The organism is Paenibacillus sp. p3-SID1389, assembly GCF_025151705.1.
Classification (GTDB): Bacteria; Bacillota; Bacilli; order Paenibacillales; family Paenibacillaceae; genus Fontibacillus; species Fontibacillus phoenicis.
This window is the reverse complement of sequence record NZ_JALXVO010000023.1, coordinates 52,340-67,596: the sequence shown is the minus strand read 5'-3', so window position 1 is coordinate 67,596 and position 15,257 is coordinate 52,340. Positions and strand designations below refer to the sequence as shown.

12 protein-coding genes are annotated in these 15,257 nt (G+C 57.9%); 1 reads left to right on the top strand and 11 read right to left on the bottom strand.

What is annotated here, in order from left to right:
• Nucleotides 1-33: 33 nt before the first annotated feature.
• From M3G15_RS11680 to rhaB, 8 genes are all read right to left on the bottom strand, one after another.
• Entirely contained in the window at nt 34-1,188 is a 1,155-nt protein-coding gene (locus M3G15_RS11680) for a sn-glycerol-1-phosphate dehydrogenase (RefSeq protein WP_260071000.1), read from the bottom strand.
• Nucleotides 1,189-1,440: 252 nt separating this feature from the next.
• Nucleotides 1,441-3,117, bottom strand: coding sequence for a ribulokinase (locus M3G15_RS11675; protein WP_260070999.1), 1,677 nt, complete (start codon nt 3,115-3,117; stop codon nt 1,441-1,443).
• 25 nt (nt 3,118-3,142) lie between these two features.
• Entirely contained in the window at nt 3,143-3,838 is a 696-nt protein-coding gene (gene araD, locus M3G15_RS11670; protein WP_311202276.1) for an L-ribulose-5-phosphate 4-epimerase, read from the bottom strand.
• 164 nt (nt 3,839-4,002) lie between these two features.
• On the bottom strand, nt 4,003-5,103 hold the full coding sequence (locus M3G15_RS11665; protein ID WP_009224225.1) for a GntR family transcriptional regulator: 1,101 nt from the start codon (nt 5,101-5,103) through the stop codon (nt 4,003-4,005).
• Nucleotides 5,104-5,255: 152 nt separating this feature from the next.
• On the bottom strand, nt 5,256-6,743 hold the full coding sequence (araA, locus tag M3G15_RS11660) for an L-arabinose isomerase (protein WP_260070998.1): 1,488 nt from the start codon (nt 6,741-6,743) through the stop codon (nt 5,256-5,258).
• An 826-nt stretch (nt 6,744-7,569) separates the two neighbouring features.
• Nucleotides 7,570-8,415 (bottom strand): rhamnulose-1-phosphate aldolase, encoded by an 846-nt coding sequence (gene rhaD, locus M3G15_RS11655; RefSeq protein WP_397376616.1) that lies wholly within the window; start codon nt 8,413-8,415, stop codon nt 7,570-7,572.
• 65 nt (nt 8,416-8,480) lie between these two features.
• Nucleotides 8,481-9,737, bottom strand: coding sequence for an L-rhamnose isomerase (rhaA, locus tag M3G15_RS11650; protein ID WP_260070997.1), 1,257 nt, complete (start codon nt 9,735-9,737; stop codon nt 8,481-8,483).
• Between the two features lie 66 nt (nt 9,738-9,803).
• Nucleotides 9,804-11,261: a rhamnulokinase gene (gene rhaB, locus M3G15_RS11645; protein WP_260070996.1), complete on the bottom strand. Its 1,458-nt coding sequence runs from the start codon at nt 11,259-11,261 to the stop codon at nt 9,804-9,806.
• Between the two features lie 256 nt (nt 11,262-11,517).
• Between rhaB and M3G15_RS11640 the strand changes: the two genes are divergently transcribed.
• Nucleotides 11,518-12,273 carry a DeoR/GlpR family DNA-binding transcription regulator gene (locus M3G15_RS11640; protein WP_260071004.1) on the top strand — a complete coding sequence of 252 codons (756 nt, stop codon included), beginning with the start codon at nt 11,518-11,520 and terminating at the stop codon, nt 12,271-12,273.
• A gap of 21 nt (nt 12,274-12,294) precedes the next feature.
• Here the strand turns inward: M3G15_RS11640 and M3G15_RS11635 are convergent, their stop codons facing one another.
• Genes M3G15_RS11635 through M3G15_RS11625 form a run of 3 tightly spaced genes read right to left on the bottom strand, consistent with a single transcriptional unit; the run spans nt 12,295 to nt 15,246 of the window.
• A complete protein-coding gene (locus tag M3G15_RS11635) occupies nt 12,295-13,026 on the bottom strand; it encodes a LutC/YkgG family protein (protein ID WP_260071003.1) in 732 nt (243 codons plus the stop codon).
• Nucleotides 13,019-14,521, bottom strand: a complete 1,503-nt coding sequence (locus M3G15_RS11630; RefSeq protein WP_260070995.1) for a LutB/LldF family L-lactate oxidation iron-sulfur protein — start codon at nt 14,519-14,521, stop codon at nt 13,019-13,021. Before M3G15_RS11630 ends, M3G15_RS11635 begins: the two co-directional genes overlap by 8 nt.
• Nucleotides 14,518-15,246: a (Fe-S)-binding protein gene (locus tag M3G15_RS11625; RefSeq protein WP_260071002.1), complete on the bottom strand. Its 729-nt coding sequence runs from the start codon at nt 15,244-15,246 to the stop codon at nt 14,518-14,520. Before M3G15_RS11625 ends, M3G15_RS11630 begins: the two co-directional genes overlap by 4 nt.
• Nucleotides 15,247-15,257 lie beyond the last annotated feature (11 nt).

The window sequence follows — 15,257 nt, the reverse complement described above, 5'->3', positions numbered from 1 at the left end:
TACGCCCGGCGAGGCCGCGGGCGGGTTCGCGCGCTAGGCCTGCTCCGCCTCGTTGAGCGCCCGCAGCAGCGTGCGGCGGTCGCGCACGCGGTGGGCTTCGCGCAGGCTGCGCACGAACAGCTCCTCGCCGATGCCCAGCTCGGCGAGGGTCGACGGCCCGCCGGCCTTGCGCAGCAGGCCGCGGAGCTCGGCTTCGCCGGGCAGGTCCCGCAGCCAGGCGCGGACCTGCTCCCGGTGCTCCCGGAGCGCCGCAGGCTCGGCGCCCGGGAGCATCCCTTCGCCCGCGGCGTGGTACACGCGGGCGATCTCGGCGCAGGCAACGCCAACTTTGGCACCGTGCAGCAGCGCTCGCCGACCCTGGCGCAGGTACTCCATCTCCCAGTAATGGGAGAGATGGTGCTCTGCGCCGGAGGCGGGGTGCGACTGCCCGAACAGCAGCATGGCGATGCCCGATTCGATCAGCGCCGTCATCAAGGCGCGGATCCCTTCTTCCGTGCGCGCGCCGATGGCCTCGGCGTGCGACACGCAGCTGCGCAGCGCGCGCTCGGTAATCGCCGCCGCCTGTTCGTCATAAGGTTCCCCCGCCGTCAGACGGGAGAACTTCCAGTCGAACAGGCTGGTGTATTTACCGAGCATATCGCCAAAGCCCGCAGCAACCAACCGCTGCGGGGCCGCCATGAGAATATCGAGGTCAGCAAAAATCGCCACCGGCGGCACAGCCGGCACCGTCTTTTTGACCCCGTGTACAATCAGCGGCGCGCCTGCAGAGGTGAACCCGTCCACGGACGGCGCGGTCGGCACCGACACAAACGGCTTGCCGGTCTTGTGGGCGGCAAACCGGACGATGTCGTGGATCGTCCCGGAGCCCACCGCAAGGAGCACATCCGTCTCGTCAGGACGGATCTCCAGCAACAGCTGAACAATCGCGATCTCGTCGGCGACCACATCGCCTTGCGCGTCCGGTTGAATGAGGACAACGCGCGTATTCACGCCCTCCGCTTCCAGCAAACCCATGAGCTGCTCTCCCGCCGCCGCATACGTATGATCGTCCGCCACCAGCAGGACATGGCGATAACCCTGTTCCCGCAAGTAAGGAGCAACCTTCCGGATCACCCCTCGGTCTAGTTCAATCACCTTCAACTGCTCCAACTGTCTGTCTTGCAGCACGTTATCCCCTCCCTTGACCATCCATCAACTTCCTGCAATTTTCTGAAAACTTCTTTAGGACCCTACGATTTGCCGCATTTCCCCGTAAAGCGAAAAAATTGCCCTATCCCTTTCCTCGCGACACCCCATGACACCCCATTCCAGCTCGAATCGGCGCCCATGGACTTAGGGCAAGAGGGTATTCGATCCTTTACCTTCTGCATAAACAACAGGTGGGCGAGGCGCACAGTCCTTGACAGGCCAGCCACTCCTTCGCCCCGCTTACTCCCACTCTTACTCCGCCGCTTGCTTGATTCGTTTCAGCCGCTTCATCACGTCGTTTTCGCCGCGGCCGAAGTAGTCGTGCAGCTGGCTGTATTCCTGATACAGCTTCTCGTACACTTCCACGTGTGCCGGGATCGGCTTGAACGTTTCCTCTTTGACGCGGGCCATTTTCACGGCGGCATCTAGGATCGAATCGTAGCCGCCCGCTTCCGCGCCTGCAGCTACTGCTGCGAACATCGCCGCGCCGAGGGCCGGTGTCTGCTTGGAATCTGCCACAAAAATCTCACGGTTCGTCACATCCGCATAGATCTGCATCAGCAGGCGGTTTTTCTGCGGCAATCCGCCGCAGGCATACAACGCGTCAACTTGCACGCCGTTTTGAACAAACGCGTCGATAATTTTGCGCGTGCCAAAAGCCGTTGCCTCGAGCAATGCCCGATAAATCTCCTGCGGTTTGGTCAGCAGCGTCATCCCCAGGATCATCCCGGTCAAATCCGTATCCACCAGCACAGACCGGTTGCCGTTCCACCAATCGAGCGCGAGCAGGCCCGTTTGCCCCGGTTGATACGCAGCGGCTTCCCGCTCCAACCATTGGTGCACAGTCAATCCTTCCTTCTCCGCCGCCTCCTTCACGTACGCCGGCAACGCTTCTTCAACATACCATTCAAAAATATCCCCCACAGCCGACTGCCCGGCTTCATAGCCGTACAAGCCCGGAATGATTCCGTCCTCGACCACGCCGCACATGCCTTCAACCTGCTTTTCTTCCGTCCCCAGCAGCATGTGGCAAATCGAGGTCCCCATCGCCATAACCAGCTTGCCCGGCGAGACAACACCGACAGCTGGCACGGCTGCATGCGCGTCCACGTTGCCCACCGCCACGGCGATGCCTGGCGTCAGGCCCATCATCTCGGCCATCTCCGGCAGCAGTCCGCCTGCATTCGTCCCCAGCGGAATCACGTCGCCGCGCAGTTTTGTATCCGTCAGATCCTCCAGCCGAGGATCCAGAGCTTTAAAATACTCCTTACTCGGATACCCGTCCTGCTTATGCCAAATCGCTTTGTAGCCCGCCGTACAGCTGTTGCGGACGATGTTGCCGGTCATTTGCGCGATGACCCAGTCGGTCGCTTCCAGAAATAGATCCGCTTTCTCGTAGATCTCCGGCGCTTCATCGAGGATTTGCCATACCTTCGCAATCATCCATTCGGACGAGATCTTCCCCCCGTACCGCGCCAAAAACGCTTCTCCCCGCTCCGCCGCAATCGCGTTGATCTTATCTGCCTCCGGCTGAGCCGCATGGTGCTTCCACAGCTTCACCCAGCTATGCGGGTTATCGGCCAGCGCCGGATCGAAGCTCAGCGGCTGGCCTTGCGCATCCACCGGCAGCATCGTGCAGGCGGTAAAATCAATGCCAATCCCGATCACATCCGCCGGATCGATTCCCGATTCCTGGAGCACCGCAGGCACCGAGCGCCGCAGCACCTCCAGATAATCGCCGGGATGCTGCAAAGCCCAATCATGCTCCAGCTTAATCCCAGATCCGGGCAACCGCTCATCAATGACATGGTGCGGATATGGCGTCACATGGTCGGCAACCTCGCGGCCGTCCGACAAATCCACCAGCACGGCGCGGCCGGACTGCGTGCCGTAGTCGATGCCAATCGTGTATTTTTTCCCCTTGCTCATCTTGATCCCTCCCTGCTACTCTCCATTATTTCTGCCCATAATAGGCATTGGCTCCATGCTTCCGCAAAAAATGCCGGTCCAACAGCGCCTGATCCATCGCCGGCGTATTCGGATTGATCTGCTCCATCCGGGCGGCGATCTTCGCCACCTCTTCCAGCACAACCGCGTTATGGACCGCATGATGCGCATCCTTGCCCCAGACAAACGGCGCGTGCGAATGCACAAGCACTCCCGGCACCTGGTTCGGATCCAGCCCCAGCTCTTTAAACCGCTCTACGATCACATGGCCTGTTTCCAACTCGTAAGCGCCTTCAATTTCGGCTCGTGTCATCGGCCGCGTTACCGGGATCTCACCGTAAAAATAATCCGCATGCGTCGTTCCATACGCCGGTAACGCCCGCCCTGCCTGGGCCCAGCTGGTTCCCCACGGCGAATGCGTATGCACAACCCCGCCGATGTCAGGAAATTCGCGATATAACACCCGGTGCGTTGGCGTATCGGAGGACGGGCGCAGATTCCCTTCCACCACGTTGCCGTCCAGGTCGACCACGACCATATGCTCCGGCTTTAATCCCTCATACGGCACGCCGCTGGGTTTAATGACAAACAATCCGCTTTCCCGGTCGATCCCGCTGACGTTTCCCCACGTAAACGTGACCAGTCCATACTTCGGAAGCTCCAAATTGGCTTCCCATACCTGCTGTTTTAAGGCTTCCAACATCGCAAGCTTCGTCCCCTTTCCTTATCCCATGTCATCCAACATAACAAAAGGTACGTACAAGTTACCAAGCACCTGTTTCAACCGAAGCGGCACCGCCCGCCAAACTTCAGCAGGACGGTGACACCGCCAAGTTGTCTAGTTCCCGTTCGTTCTCTTGTTCCAGTTTATTTCAAAACCGTTCGTTCCAGCACCGAATCCCGTTCAATCAGCTCCGGTTCAAACACCGTATCGCCCGGCGTTTCCCCCCGCTCGATCATCCCGATCAGCTGGCGGGCGGCAAGCTCGCCCATCGCCGTTTTGGGGTGGGTCAGCGTCGTCAGCTTCGTGCCCGAGGCCGCCGCCAGGCTGGAATCGTCAAAGCCGATGACGGACAAATCCTCCGGAATCCGTAAGCCGCACGCGGCAGCAGCGTCCATCAGCCGCACCGCTAACTCGTCGTTGTAGCACACCCATGCCGTTGGCCGCCGATCCTCCGATTTTTGCAGCAGCTCCAGCGCTTTTTGATAGATATAGTCGCCTTTTTGCTCCGTCGTAAACGTCACCACATGCTGCGGCGACACCGCAATCCCAAAGTCCCGATGGGCCGACAGGAACCCCTTCAGCCGGTTGACGCCCTGCAGGTCATCCCTTTTGAAAAATCCGGCGATCTGCCGGTGCCCTTTTTCCAGCAAGTACAGCGCCGCTTTCCGGCCTCCCGCCTCGTCGTTCACCTTCAGGCACGGACATTCGAGCTCGGGGTATCTCGCGTTGATCATCAAATACGGAATCCCCTTCTCCTGTAACTCCAAAAAATACCCCAAATTCGGGTTCCCCTCCGCGCTCTTCGTCGGCTCGATGATCAGTCCGCTGAGCGGTTGGCTCGTCATGAGCTGCAGGCTATCCCTTTCCTTCTCCTTCGTGTTGTCCGTGCTGGACAGCAGCAGCCGATACCCATGCTGGCGCAGCTCCGCCTCCGCCCCTCGAACGATATGAGGAAAAATATAATCGGAAATATACGTCGTCATAATGCCGATCGTCTTCACCGCTTCGCCCTCCCGCCGTCCGGGATGCCGGACAAACGTGCCTTTGCCCTGGATACGCTCCAGCCAGCCTTCTTTCTCCAGTTCGCCAAACGTCTGCCGAACCGTCTGCCGGCTTAAGCCAAACTGCTCGGCAATCTCGTTCTCCGACGGAACCTGTTTTCCGGGCTGAAGCTTTCCTTGCTCGAGCCAAGACAATAATTCGTTTTTCAGCTGCATATATTTCGGAATTTTCCGGTCGTTCATGTTTCGTCCACCCTTCACCAATGCCACCGTTCTCTTTACTACCCGTTATTGTAACATAGGCCGGGCGAACGCAGAGGGCTGTTTCCACACCTTATCCAAAAGCAAGCCTGATTCACGTCACGCAGCTGCGACTCGCGTAACTGCCACTGCGATTAGCGCAACCGGTAAGCCGCATCGCTCCAGCGCAGCTCGTTCTTGAAGCGCGGTACCGAGGTATCCTTGTCGATGATCACCGCTTCAATGCCGGCCATTTCCGCCCAGTCGGACAGGTTCTCGGCCGTAATCGCGTAAGACAGCACCGTATGATGCGCCCCGCCGGCCAAAATCCACGCTTCCGCCGATTCGCGCAGCGAAGGCTGCGGCTTCCACAATACGCGGGCCACCGGCAGCTTCGGCATCGGCTTCTCCACCTTCACGCCGTCCACCACGTTGACCAGCAACCGGAAGCGATGGCCCAGATCAACAAGCGAAGCGTTAACCGCCGGACCCGCCTGGCCGTCGAACACCATCCGCGCCGGATCGGCCTTACCCCCGATGCCCAGCGGGTGCACTTCAATCGTCGGCTTCGTCGCCGCAATCGTCGGGCACACCTCCAGCATGTGCGCGCCCAGAATCATGTGATTGCCCGGCTCAAAATGATACGTGTAATCCTCCATAAACGAGGTGCTTTTGTTGTTTGCCAGCACTTTGAGCACACGAGTCAGAGCCGCGGTTTTCCAGTCGCCTTCCCCGCCAAAACCGTACCCGGCTTCCATCAACCGCTGCACAACCAGACCCGGGAGTTGCTTGAGTCCGTGCAGATCCTCAAACGTCGTCGTGAACGCCCCAAAGTCGCCTTGCTCCAGGAACCGTTTCATGGCGATTTCAAGCTTCGCCTGATATGCGATGGAGTCGCGAATCGGCCCGCTGCTTAAACCAGCTTGCGTAATGGTGTACTGCTCGGCATACTCTTTCAGCAGCGCTTCGGCTTCCGCATCGGTAACTTCATTTAGCACCTGCACCAGATCGCCAACGCCATACCCGTTCACCGACCAACCGAATTTGATTTGCGCTTCGACCTTGTCACCTTCGGTCACCGCCACTTCGCGCATGTTATCGCCAAAGCGCGCTACCTTCAGCTGCCGGCTCTCAGCATAAGCGACCGCCGTCCGCATCCAGCCCGCCAGCGACGCACGGACTTCCTCGTCCTCCCAATGCCCGACCACGATTTTGCGGTTGATCCCAAGCCGGGCACCGATATGCCCATACTCGCGGTCACCGTGGGCTGATTGGTTCAGGTTCATGAAATCCATATCGATCGTTTCCCACGGAATATCGCGGTTAAACTGCGTATGGAAGTGCAGCAGCGGTTTTTGCAGTTGGGACAAGCCGGCGATCCACATTTTAGCTGGCGAGAACGTGTGCATCCAAGTGATAATCCCCGCACAAGTCTCGTCGCCATTGGCGGCCAGAATCAGCTTATAGATCTCGTCCGGCGTCGTGACGATCGGTTTAAACACCACCGGGAACCCAATCGCCGGGTCTTTGTCCAGTTGTTCTGCGATAATGCGAGAGTGGCCCGCTACCTCTTCCAGCGTTTCAGGGCCGTATAAATGCTGGCTTCCAGTCACGAACCAAAAAGAATGCGGTTTCAATTTCATGCCAAAGCGCCTCCTTATGAAAAATGATTGCTCATTAACTTGTACATACCATATTGGATTTTCCGACATTCATTCACTAATTGTACGTACAAGTTGAATTACCCTCATTGTACTTCCCTCTGCTTCAATTGACAATAGGGTTCACGAAATTGATATTCGCAAAACACCATCAAGCGCTAGCTAAGATGAACGTAAACAAAAGACAGCCCTCCAAATTGCTACATCTCGTAGGTTAAAATGGATAGTGATAAACCAAACCATTTCAGAGCTACATAGCAAAGGAGAGCTGATACTATGCAGTCTACCACAAAATTCGTCGGTTTAGATGTATCCAAAGAAAAAATTTCGGTTGCAATTGCGGACGCTGGTGGGCAGTCCTCCTGCTATTACGGGAGCATCCCCATACACCGGCAGCGCTGCGCAAACTCATCAAAGAACTGGGGCTGGCACAAAACGGACCTAAAAGACCTTATTTGCCCATTACCCGGATATTTCCCGTTGTAACGGACTCCATGGACTTTATTCAGCCTCACGGAGCCCATATAGCTGCTATTTATGCGAAATAAGGGCCCCTCGGTCCGTTAAATTGAAAAATCCTTCAAATTGGCTTGAATAACGTCCCCTGTGTCCGTTACCATCAAGTTCCTTTCGAGGCAGCCTCATCACGCACAAAAACAGCCCCCATGCAACGGGAGTCCGTTTTCGTTCTCTGTACATTTCAACTTTAGTTCTCTCCTCTATTCTAACTCCCTATCACTATCCTACTTGTTCACCACTTACAGCTCCGTTTATTATCCTTTGCCCCTAGCTTCTGCTCTTCCACCCGTTAGCTCAAAATCCCCGGCTGCGGGGTCACGCCAAACGCGGCGGCCAGGTCGCGCAGCTGAGCGTCGGTGATCTTTTGCAGCACCGGGCGGTCGCCAAGCAGCATGTAGATCTGCGCAGCCTTCTCCACTGTCTCGATCAAGCCAAACGCTTCGTCGATCGTCGTACCAGTGCCAAAAATCCCGTGCTGCGGCCAAATCACGACTCGGTGCTCGCGCATCTTCTCGGCCGTCGCCCGCCCGATGTCCGGGCTACCGGGCACCATCCACGGCACGATCCCGATACCGTCGGGGAACACCACGAGACATTCCGTGCACATTTCCCACAACGTTTTCGTCAGCTTTTTCTCGTCCAGCTCATGGACAAACGTCATCGCCAGCGCATGAGTGGCGTGGCAGTGCATGATGACCCGGTGCGCCGGGTCCACCTTCAAACGCTCGATATGGCTCATAAAATGCGCCGGCAACTCGCTAGTGGGTACCGCCCCATCCCGAAGGCCCCACAGCACCTCGACTTGGTCGCCGTCCTCAGCCACTCGCAGCACGCCCAAGTTCGCCTCCGGATCAGAGATCACATTTTTGAAATACTTGCCCGAGCCTGTCACGATAAAATATCGTCCCGCCAGCTCCTTCACCGGAAACGTCAGCGGCAGCTTTCGACGCTCCGAAGCAGAGGCGGTTCCTATATATTTTTCTACCTCCGCCTCATGGAGCAGATAGCTGATGTTGCCTCCGTTGCGCTCATCCCAGCCCAGCCGCCACATATGGTACGTGATTTCCGCCATCTCCCGAATAAACGGGACTTCCAATCCCGGGATTCGCCAACCTTTCTCCACTTCCGATAACATCGTACTCACAGTAGGTTCCTCTCCTTACTCAAGTATATAATGCTTAAAAAATGCGGGTGCTTTCGTTACCGCGCCGCCAGCACCTTCGTCTCGTAGTCTTTCACGTCTGCCAGCCACGCCTCCCGCACCGGCACACCTTGCGAAGCGCAGAAGTAATCCCAAATCGGTCCGTACGGATACGATTTAAACTCTTCGACCAACGCCAGCCGGGACGTGTAGTCGCCGTCCAGTTCCAGCCGCTTCAATGTGTCAATCGGCTCCAGCATCGCTCGCAGCAGCGCTTTTTGGGTGTTGCGCGTTCCGATAACCCAAGCCGCGATATGATTGATGCTGCCATCGAAGAAATCGAGACCGATATGTGTGCGATCCAGCAGCTCCCCGCGCACCAACTCGCGGGCGATTTCCAGCAACTCGTCGTCCATCGTCACAACGTGATCGCTGTCCCAGCGCACCGGACGGCTGACGTGCAACAGCAGTGCGCGGCCAAACAACAGCCAGGAGGACAGCTTGTTGGAGATCGTCTCCGTCGGATGGAAATGGCCGGCGTCGAAGCAGACCGCCTTGCCCCGGGACAACGCATAGCCCATGTAAAATTCATGCGAGCCGACGACATAACTTTCCGAGCCGATGCCAAACAGCTTGCTCTCCACCGCGTCAATGTTGTACTTTTCGTCGATCTGCTCGGCAAAAACTTCATCAAGCGCCTCCATCAAACGGGCCCGCGGCGTAAGCCGATCCACCGGCGAATCCTTGAAGCCGTCCGGGATCCAGACGTTGGTGACGCAAGGCTGCCCAAGCGCTCGCCCAAACGATTCAGCGATTTTGCGCGACGCCTTGCAGTGGTCGATCCAAAACTTGCGAATTTCCGGGTCCGGATGGCTGAGCGTAAACCCGTCCTTGGCTTTTTCGTGCGAGAAACAGGTCGGGTTAAAATCCAGCCCCAGCCCCCGCTCCTTCGCCCAATCGACCCAACCGGCAAAATGCCTCGGCTCCAGCGCGTCCAGCTCAACCGGTTCATCCGTATCCGCGTAAATCGCGTGAAGGTTGACCTTATGTTGACCCGGAATCAAGCGAAGCGCTTGGTCCAAGTCTTGACGCAGTTCGTCCGGCGTCCGCGCACGGCCTGGATAACTGCCGGTAACCGCCAGGCCGCCGCCCAGCTCCTGATCCTTATGAAGGAATCCCTTAACGTCATCCCCCTGCCAGCAATGCAGCGAAATTTTGATTTGAGCCAGCCGGGCCAGCGCGGCGTCGACGTCAATTCCATGGCGCTCATACAGCTTTTTCGCCTCGTTGTAGCTGGTTTGAATCGCGTTGTCCATGTTTGCTCCTCCTTTGGCATAACTAATCTATCTATCCGCCCAATACTCTAATCGTCGATCCAATCGTCACCGCGCCAGCAAATCCGCGAACCGTTTTTGTGCCTCTGCAATCTCACCGGCATGAGTCCCCCGAGGAACATACGTCCGAATCGGAAAAGACCGCCGAATCAGCTCACGCCCCTCGCCGATATCGCGAATCGCGCCGCTGCTGATCATCTGCACCAGCAGATTCCCCAGCGCCGTGGACTCCGTTGGCCCGGCTTCTACCGGAATGCCCGCCACGTCCGCGGTCCATTGGCACAGCAGCTCATTGTTGGCGCCGCCGCCGACGATGTGCAGCGTTTCTGGCTTTTGTCCGGTCAGCCGTTCAAGTTCCCGCAGGTAAACATCGTACGATAAGGCCAAGCTGTCAAAAATACACCTCGCCACCTCACCCGGCATATCCGGAACGGGCTGACTCGTCTCCTTGCAATACTGCCGGATTTCTTCGGTCATCTGCGCAGGATTTAGGAAACGGTCATCGTTGCAGTTGATCAAGGAACGGAACGGCGTCACGGCCTCGGCCAGTTCCACCAATTCCGCATAGCTGTGCTGTTTTCCGTAATCCTTGCGGACCTCTTGGATCAGCCACATGCCCATGATATTTTTCAAAAAACGGTACGTGCCGTACGCGCCCCATTCATTCGTATAATTGCGCTCCATCGCTTCCGGCGTTGCCAGCGGCGTCTGCCGCTCTACCCCGATCAGCGACCAGGTCCCGCTGCTGAGATATGCCCACGAATCGCCGCTGGCCGGAACGCCCAGCACGGCGGAAGCCGTATCATGCGTTGCCGCCACGATCAGCTCGCATTCGGGCAGCCCATACTCCCGGACCAGCTCCGATTTGATTGACCCCAGCCGTGTCCCGGGCTCCGTCAGAGCCGGAAACTTCGACCGGGACAGCCCCAGCAGCGCGAGCAATTCCGGGTCGTAGTCGCGGGTTTGCAGATTCAACAAAGCGGTAGTTGAGGCGTTGGTCATCTCGCTGATCCGCTTCCCGGACAACAAATAATAGAGATAATCCGGCACAAGCAAGATGTGCTTGGCCTTCGCCAGCTCCTCACGATCGTGCGCATATAACTGATACAGCGTATTAAAGGCCAAGTGCTGAATCCCGGTTTTCTCATAGATCCGTGAAAACGGGATAACCGCGTGTAGCTGGGGGACCGCCTCGATCGTCCGGTCATCACGATAAGCGTACACCTCGCCGATCCGCTCTCCTTCCCCGTCCAGCAGCGCATAATCCACCGCCCACGTATCGATGCCCAGCGTGCAACGGCCGATTCCGAGTTTTTTCGCCTGTTGCAGGCCGCGGAGAATTTCCCGGTACAAATGGTCGATATCCCAATAACAATGCCCGTCACGCTCAGAAAACCCGTTATCAAACCGGTGGATTTCCTGCAGCAACAATTGTCCGTCCTGCAGGGTTCCCCTTACCAGCCTCCCGCTGGAGGCGCCGATATCCACGGCAACGTAATCTCTCATCGCTAAGCGCACCTCGCTCTGGAATGCTGCCTGTTCCTAATTTCATCCTATGTCTGTTTTCTTTTGAAGTCAACGCAAACAAAGAAAAATTATGTTGTTTTTATTTTGTTTTTGTCTATTCCGTGAAGAAACTCCACTCGCCGCACCTGCCCGCTTCCTCAAAACCGGTTGCCAAGCGCCCCTTTTTCTCGCTATGATGGGAAGGAATCAAGGCTCTCGCGTCTTGACAATAAGAACGGATCCCGAGGTGAACGCCATGCTGGCGGCAGAACGAAAGCAAAAAATCATCGACCTGCTGTATCAGGACAAGCGTGTTCTGGTGTCCGAACTCAGCCGGATGTTCGAAGTAACGGAGGAGACCATCCGCCGTGACTTGGAAAAGCTCGAGAAAGAAGGAATCGCGACCCGTTCCTACGGCGGTGCGATGCTCAACCGGCATACGAACGAAGATTTGCCGTATACGACGCGGAACACGCTGAACGTGGAGATCAAGCGGGCTATCGCGCTGAAGGCCATCGATCTGGTGAACGACGGTGACACGCTGATGGTGGATCCCAGCTCGACTTGCTTTGAATTTTTGAAGACGCTGCATTCGAAGAACAACATCACCGTCATCACCAATTCTGTCAGCGTCCTCCACGAATTTGCCAGCGCGAACCTGAACATCATCTCCACCGGCGGTTCGCTGCGCGCCCGTTCCCTGTCGCTGGTCGGTCCCGCCGCCCAGGAAACGGTGCAGAAATACAACGTTGACACCGCGGTGATCAGCTGCAAAGGCATGACGCCGGACAAAGGCATCTCCGATTCCAATGAGCCGGAATGCGAGTTGAAGAAGCATATGCTTCGCCATGCCGACAAAGTGATTTTGCTGGCGGACCATACGAAGTTTGACAAAAATGCCTTCATCAAGCTGGCCGATTGGGAGCAGATCGATTATTTAATCACCGACCAGCGCCCTTCGGATGCTTGGCTGGAGCTGCTGCAAAGCAAGAACATCGAAGTCCTGTATTAGCGCACGATGTCCTCTCTCGGCTTAACCAACCAGCAGGGCGAACACGATGCCCGGGCCGTGCACCCCAATCGTGAGATCGTTTTCAATATCCGCTGAGCGGCTGGGGCCGGAGATGAAGTGGATGCCGGCCGGCAGGGCTTCTCGCCCGGCCGCATCAAACGTCTCCAGCACCTCGCCCAGGCGGGTTTTTAGCCGCTCTACGGGGACGATGGCGAACAGCGCTGTCGGCAGCAAGCTGACCGAGCGCCCTTTCTCCGCCGCGGACTGAACGACCAGCGAACCGGTGTAAGCGACGGCATAGTCCGCCGCCACGATGCCGAAGTCCGCCTCTGCGGCCCGAGCGATCCACGCCTCGGAACGATGCCCGTTCCACACGGACACCCGGGCCCCTTCGGCGGCAAGCGCCTCATCCAGCCCGAGCTCCGTGAGTAGCGGATCGTCCTGGCGCAGGACATAACGGGCGCTAAGCTCTTGCGCTTTGGCCGTGATAAACGCCTTGGCCGCCTTAAGATCGGGAAGCCGTGCAACATGCCCCCCGGCTGCCGTAAAATTCTCCTCAAAGCGCGCAGCTCGCTCCTCCAGACTCCATTCCAGCTCGCGCCAATACGTTGGCGCTCCCTGAAACGGATGCACCGGTGCCTCCTGCTGCCGCAGCCGTTTCAGCTTCCCGGCAATCCGATTCATAAACTGCTCCTGCTTCTGCCGCGCTTCCGCTTCCTTTGTTTTCAGCCATTCGTTATATTCGTTATCCATCATTGGTTTGACCTTCTTTCCCCCGCTTTTGCAGTGCCGCTTTCATCCGTTCCTGTGCTGCCTGGGCGGTCACGGTGTGGGCAACGGAAGCCCGCAGCTCATGCTGAAGCGTATCCCAGCGCTCGCGGAACGGCTGGTTCGCCAGGCTTGGCGCAACACGATATCGGTTCCACCCCTTAAGCGGACCGATGCGCGCCGGGATTTCCCCGTTGCGTACGACAAGCCGTTGGGCAACTCTCCCCGCCTTAAGTGCCCGATGATACCGTTTGGCGCTGGACGTCACCGCGGCGAAGCCCTTCATCCCCGCCGTCTCCAGCTTGTTGCCATAACCTTGCTCAACCTTGCGCCGCCGCAAGTAAACGAGCATGTCGTGCAACGGGATTTTGACCGGGCACGCTTCATAACAAGCGCCGCACAAGCTGGAGGCCGAAGCGATATCGTCCCATTCCGCTACGTTTTTGTTGAGCGCCGGCGTCAGCACCGCTCCGATCGGGCCGCTGTACGTTCCGCCGTAGGCATGGCCGCCGATATGGCGATAGACCGGACAAGCATTCAGGCAAGCGCCGCAGCGGATGCAGTTGAGCAGCTCTTGAAACTCCGGATCGCCCAGCTGCTCGGACCGGCCGTTGTCGAGGATGATGATATGCATCTCCTCCGGACCGTCTCCATCCGCCGCACGCCGTGGGCCGGTGATGCCGGACATGTAGACCGTCAGCTTCTGACCGGTGGCCGATCGCGGCAGCAGTGTGGCCATCACCTCAAGGTCGCTCCAGGAGGGGATGATGCGCTCCATGCCCATAAACGTGATTTGCGTTTTGGGCACGGTCGACACCATGCGGGCATTGCCTTCGTTCTCGAACAGCACGATCGATCCCGTTTCAGCGATGGCGAAGTTACATCCGGTCATGCCAATGTCCGCGGAGAGAAACTTCTCCCGCAGCTTCCGGCGCACAAACCCGGCAAGTACACTCGTCTCCGGCGGCAGCTCTTCCCCAGCCTCGCGGGATAGCAGTTCGGCGATCTGGTAACGGTTTTTGTGAATCGCTGGGATGATGATATGCGAAGGTGCCTCCCCCGCAAGCTGAATGATATACTCCCCCAGGTCGGTTTCAACCGCCTCGATGCCCGCTTCCTCCAGCGTCCGGTTGATGTGCAGCTCTTCGCTGACCATTGATTTCGACTTCACGACCGAGCGGGCCGTTTTGCGGACGGCAATCTCCAAAGCGATCCGCACCGCTTCCTCCCCCGTTTCGGCAAAATGAACATGGGCTCCGTTCGCCCGGGCCTGCTCAGCAAACCGATTCAAGTAATAATCGAGATGCGCGATCGTATGCAGGCGAATTTGCCGCCCCCGTTCCCGCCATTCCTCCCAGTTACCGTGGTCCTCCGCCGCTTTGCGTTTTCCGTCCCGCAGTCGTTCGGTTGTAAAGCGCACCGCTTTGCGTAAAAACTCGTTGTTCAGCGCCAGCTCTGCCCGTTCCTTAACGGTACTCATGCTCCGCTCACTCCTTCGTACAGCAGCTCGGCCAGGTGCATCACCCGTACCGGCTGGCGGCGATAACGCAGGTGCCCGGCGATGTTCATCAGGCACGCCATATCCAGACCGGTCAGCACCTCGGCGGACGTTTCCAGCACGTGATCCGCCTTTTCCGTTACCATCGCTCCGGAAATATCCGCCATCTTCACCGCAAACGTGCCGCCAAACCCGCAGCAATCCTCCGCAAACGGGAGCGGGACGAGCTCCAGGCCTTTCACGTTTTGGAGCAGCGCCATCGGCTCCTCTTTGATGCCAAGCAGCCGGCTGCCGTGACAGGACGGATGATACGTGACCTTATGCGGAAACGCCGCCCCAAGATCGGTAACGCCCAGCACCTGGACGAGGAACTGGGTAAATTCATACGACTTCGCTTTCAGTTCCTCGGCCATCGCCAGCCGCACCGGGTCATGCTCGAACAGCTTCGGATAGTGATGGATCATCCCGATACACGAGCCGGAAGGTCCAACCACAAAATCGCTGTCCGCAAAAGCCTCCAGCAGCGTAGCCGCCGACCGCCGCGCTTCATCCCAATACCCGCTGTTAAACGCCGGCTGTCCGCAGCAAGTCTGCCCTTGGGGAAATTCCAACCGGACCCCCACCCGGGCCAACAAACGGGCCATTGCTTCCGCAATACGCGGGTACACCGCATCGCCGATGCAGGTGGCGAACATCGATACTTTGATGTCCGTCTTAG

Bases quoted from the DNA above. Each gene is read 5' to 3' on its own strand.
- M3G15_RS11680 (WP_260071000.1), bottom strand. From the start codon at position 1,188: ATGGTCAAGGGAGGGGATAACGTGCTGCAAGACAGACAGTTGGAGCAG.
- M3G15_RS11675 (WP_260070999.1), bottom strand. From the start codon at position 3,117: ATGAGCAAGGGGAAAAAATACACGATTGGCATCGACTACGGCACGCAG.
- araD (WP_311202276.1), bottom strand. From the start codon at position 3,838: ATGTTGGAAGCCTTAAAACAGCAGGTATGGGAAGCCAATTTGGAGCTT.
- M3G15_RS11665 (WP_009224225.1), bottom strand. From the start codon at position 5,103: ATGAACGACCGGAAAATTCCGAAATATATGCAGCTGAAAAACGAATTA.
- araA (WP_260070998.1), bottom strand. From the start codon at position 6,743: ATGAAATTGAAACCGCATTCTTTTTGGTTCGTGACTGGAAGCCAGCAT.
- rhaD (WP_397376616.1), bottom strand. From the start codon at position 8,415: ATGTTATCGGAAGTGGAGAAAGGTTGGCGAATCCCGGGATTGGAAGTC.
- rhaA (WP_260070997.1), bottom strand. From the start codon at position 9,737: ATGGACAACGCGATTCAAACCAGCTACAACGAGGCGAAAAAGCTGTAT.
- rhaB (WP_260070996.1), bottom strand. From the start codon at position 11,261: ATGAGAGATTACGTTGCCGTGGATATCGGCGCCTCCAGCGGGAGGCTG.
- M3G15_RS11640 (WP_260071004.1), top strand. From the start codon at position 11,518: ATGCTGGCGGCAGAACGAAAGCAAAAAATCATCGACCTGCTGTATCAG.
- M3G15_RS11635 (WP_260071003.1), bottom strand. From the start codon at position 13,026: ATGGATAACGAATATAACGAATGGCTGAAAACAAAGGAAGCGGAAGCG.
- M3G15_RS11630 (WP_260070995.1), bottom strand. From the start codon at position 14,521: ATGAGTACCGTTAAGGAACGGGCAGAGCTGGCGCTGAACAACGAGTTT.